4 protein-coding genes are annotated in these 3,989 nt (G+C 65.2%); all 4 read right to left on the bottom strand.

Annotated features, from left to right (window positions below; all coding sequences use genetic code 11):
* On the bottom strand, nt 1-584 hold a 584-nt coding region (locus tag A7A76_RS22190), incomplete at its 3' end, for a lytic transglycosylase domain-containing protein (protein ID WP_206413352.1).
* Between the two features lie 146 nt (nt 585-730).
* Entirely contained in the window at nt 731-1,771 is a 1,041-nt protein-coding gene (virB11, locus tag A7A76_RS22185) for a P-type DNA transfer ATPase VirB11 (RefSeq protein ID WP_206413351.1), read from the bottom strand.
* A gap of 36 nt (nt 1,772-1,807) precedes the next feature.
* Entirely contained in the window at nt 1,808-3,043 is a 1,236-nt protein-coding gene (locus tag A7A76_RS22180; protein ID WP_206413350.1) for a TrbI/VirB10 family protein, read from the bottom strand.
* Nucleotides 3,040-3,807 carry a TrbG/VirB9 family P-type conjugative transfer protein gene (locus tag A7A76_RS22175; RefSeq protein ID WP_206413349.1) on the bottom strand — a complete coding sequence of 256 codons (768 nt, stop codon included), beginning with the start codon at nt 3,805-3,807 and terminating at the stop codon, nt 3,040-3,042. The genes A7A76_RS22180 and A7A76_RS22175 overlap by 4 nt, the downstream gene beginning before the upstream one ends.
* Between the last annotated feature and the right edge of the window lie 182 nt (nt 3,808-3,989).

The raw sequence follows: 3,989 nt of genomic DNA, 5'->3' as shown, positions 1-3,989 counted from the left end.
GCGGCGGTATCGGGTTCGCGCGCGGTGAGCGGCTCGGCGCGGGCGACCGTGGTGCGACGGCCCGGCGCGTAGGCGGCCGGGGCCGCGGCGGCGCCGCCGGCCTTGGGATTGTCGATCACGGCGATCGCGCCCATCTCGGTCGCGCCGGCCTGGCCCTTGCGCATCGAAGCGTAGATCTTCTGCACGTAACCGTGGCGGAAACCGGTGACGAAGTTGCCGGAGTAGTAGCAGCTGAACGACTTGCCCCAGTCCTGCGAGCGCTGGTAGCACTCGGCCAGGATGCGCGAGCCGGCCTGCAGGTTCGGGCAGACGTCGAAGGCTTTTTCGTAGGAGTCCAGGCCGTACTTGCCGAGGTTGTAACGATTGACCTGGGCGACGCCGATGGAAAAGTTGTAGCCGCGACGCTCGAGCATGCGCACGGTCGCGACCGCCTCGGGCAAGGTCTTGGGCTGGCGCACCAGGCGACCGCCGACCACGCCGATGGCGTAAGGGTTGAACGACGATTCCACGCGCACGACGTGATGCATCACTTCGTGCGGAACCGCCAAGCCCGTGCAATTTGTAAGTTCGATCCCGGGCAACATTCCCTAGCTCCCCCCGTCTGCCAACCTTGGCGCCACTCCCCGTCCATTATAAGGATGGATAGCGCCCAGGCTGCGAACCCAGGCCGCCGATGTTATCATTCACATTCCAGCCAGCTTTGTCAACGACACCTGGCCCGGCGGATGTCTCAGTTCGCCGCCAGCTGCCGCTCCGGGCTGAAGTCGATGCCGGTGATGAAGCGCTGCCCTGCGTGGGCCTTGATGTGGACGACGATGTCGATCGTCAGCATCAACAGACGCTTGATCACCGCGAACTCCAGGCCCGACCCCTCGGCCGACGCCTTCACCATCAGCGACAGCTGATCCCAGGTTTGCGCCGTGCTGCCAGCATGGCAGCTGGTGATGGAACCTGGATGACCGGATGCGCAGTTACGGATGAAGTAGAACGATTCGTCGCCGCGCAACTCGGCCAGGATGATGCGGTCGGGCTTCATGCGCAGGCAGGCTTCCATACAACTCTTCGCCGTCACGTTGCTCGTGCTTTGTCCACCTTTCGAGTAGAGCAAGTGCACGACATTGGGCTGAGTGATGAAAAGCTCGCGCGCGTCTTCGATGGTGACCAGGCGCTCGTAGTCGGGAATGTGGCCGACCAGCGACTTCATGAAGGTGGTCTTGCCGCTGCCGGTGGCGCCGGCGACGACGATGTTCTTCTTGTACTGCACCGCTTTCTTGAAGAACTCGGCGTAGTTGCGCTGGGCGCGGATCTCCAGCAGTTCCTTGTCGTGGTCGCTGATGCTCGCCCCCGACTCCAGGATCTGCTCGAAGAAGCCGTCATCCTGATACTGCTGCAAGGTCTTGCTGTGCTTGGACGGCAGGCGGATGGTGATGGACACCTTGCCCGCGTCAATGGCCGGCGGAATCACGAACTGCGCGCGCTGCCCCGTCGGGAAGGTCAACGAGACCACCGGGTCGGCATCGGTGATGCGCTGGCCGGTGTTGCTCTCGTTGACCACCGCGGTGCAGAACTGCCGCGCGCGCTCGAAGGTCAGGCTCGGCACCTCGATGCGCTGCCAACCGCCGCGGGTTTCCAGGTACAGCTCGCCCGGACGGTTGATGCAGATTTCCGTAACGTCCGGGGAGCTCATGTACTCCAGGATGCCGAGCACCTGGTACTGATAGTCCAGGAAGTCGTTGGAAACCTGCGCGATGGGTGAATTATCCGAATCCATTGCCTGTGACTGTTCTGCCGGTTGCGACGCTGCGGATCAACGCAGGACCGAGGAGAAGTCCACGTCCTTGGCGACGTAGATGTTCACGATCGTGCCCTGGTTGACGGTGATGGTCGCCGGGCGGTTCACGCTCTTCTCCAACGCCTGGTTGGCCAGCCGCTCCATCGCCTTGGCCGTGTTGCTTTCGTACGGCTCGGTGATGGTGGTGCCGCCCTGGGTGACGGTGGTGCTTTCCGGGCCGTTCTTCGCCGCCGCGTACTTGAACGCGTCGCTGATCAGGCTGATCAGCAGCGCCGAGGCGATGCGGCTGCCCCAGTGCGCGTCGTACTGGCCGGGGATGCCGGCGCCGCCGAGATTGTCCACGCCCGGGCTGGCCATGTTGACGTCCAGGCCGGTCGGGGTGGTGATGCGGTCCCACACCACGGCCACGCGCTTGATGTCGGTGTTGTTGTTCTGGTAACGGCCCGACACCTTGGAACCCTTCGGCAGCAGCAGGCGGCGGCCGTTGACCGAATAGATCGGCTCGGTCACCACGCAGGAGCTGAAGCCCGGTACGTCGGTGACGATGCGGGTTTCCATCACGCAGCGGATGTAGGTGCCGCGAAGCAGCAGCGTGTCGGGGTTGTACAGCGGCTGGGCCGAGGTGACCTGTTCGCGCTCGACCTTGGCCGGGGCCTGGCCGCCGCCCTGCTGCTGGGCGATCAGCGACTGCAGATAGGCCTGGTCGCCGGCAGGAATCTCGCTGCCGCCTTCCCCGCCGCTGGCGGCGCTGCCGCCCTCGCCGGACATGCGGCGTTCCAGCAGGCTCGGACCGCGCTCGCGCGGTTCGCCCATCGCTTCGTCGCTGTTGCGCGGACGATCGTCCTGCGCCGGCGGCGGCGCCATGGCGATCGGCTCCACCGTCGCCGGCGGCGGCGGCAACGGCGGCAGCGGCGGCTGGGTGGTGGTGACCGGCGCATCGGGCACGCTGATGACTTCCTCGTCGACCTTCGGCGGCTTCTTCTCGCTGGTGGTCGCGCTCTTGAGCAGGAAGAACGCGGCGATCAGCAGCAACAGCACGATGCCGCCGAGGAACAGCAGCGCCTTGCGGTTCATGCGCTGGACGTCGGCGGTCTTCAGCGTCGGAGCGTTGGCGTCCAGGTCGGGCGCGGCGGCGCCGCCCTGCTGCTGGCCGTAATAGGGGTTGGCGCCGGCGTAGCCGTAGCTGCCGCCATCCTGCGGAGTGCCGTTGTCGGGCTGGCCCGGCTGATTGGGAGGCATGTTCTGGCTCATTTCTGCTTCTTCCTGCGCAGACCGACGACGTTGTTGCCGTGACGGATGATCAAGTAGGGGTACGTGCCGTGCACGATGATGGTGTTGCCCTCGACCGTGGTGTTGACCACGAAGTCTTCGCTGCCTTCACGCTCGCGGCCGAACACCGCGGGGAAGTTGCCGGTGGGCAGATCCTTCAGCGCGTTGATCTTGATGTAGGTGAACTGACCGTCGTCGTAGACGTTGGTCGGCACCAGCCAGGACTGCTTCTTGCGACTGGAGAACTGGTAGTCGAAGTTGTACAGCCGGTTCTTGTCGAGCGTGGTGTTCAGCTCGGCGGAAGCCTGCTCGCTGCTTTCCCTGGCCGCGGAGAACTCGGTGCCGTTGGGGTACACGAACTTGATCTTGTACTGCACGCCGGCCTGCTTGGCCTGCTCCAGCACGCGCCAGTCGGTCGCCACCACCTTCAGTTCCAGGATGTACGAGTGCGTCGTCGTCCGGATCATCATGTTGGTGTCGACGTCGACGTTCTTCGGCTTGAGATAGAAGATGTTGTCGCGTCGGCTGAGGTCCCAGCCGCTGCTGAAGCCGGTGCTGTAGTCGAGGATGTTCTCGCTCGGGCTCAGCTCGATCTGGGTGGTGATGCCCAGGCCGGTACGCACCTGATAGATGCGGTTGGCTTCGTATTCGTATTCCTGCACCACCTGCGCCGAAGCAGGCAGGACCAGACCGGAGACCGCCAGCAGCAGCAGGGCGGCCAGGCTTTGTTTACGCAAGCAATTCATCGGGTGCTGACTCCATTCGCAGTACCGGTCGGTGCAGGTGCAGGTGCCGCCGCCGGCGCGCCGGCCGGATAGGCGGGATTCGGGGCCGGCGCGACGCCGGGCTGCGGCACGGCGCCGGGTTGCGCCGGCGCGACGCCGGGTTGCGGCGGAACCGTGCCGGGCGGAACCGTGCCGGGCGGATA

This window comes from Lysobacter enzymogenes (assembly GCF_017168095.1).
In the GTDB taxonomy this organism is placed as follows: Bacteria; Pseudomonadota; Gammaproteobacteria; order Xanthomonadales; family Xanthomonadaceae; genus Lysobacter; species Lysobacter enzymogenes_D.
Note: the sequence above shows the minus strand (reverse complement) of the source record. Positions and strands in the feature narration are given on the sequence as shown.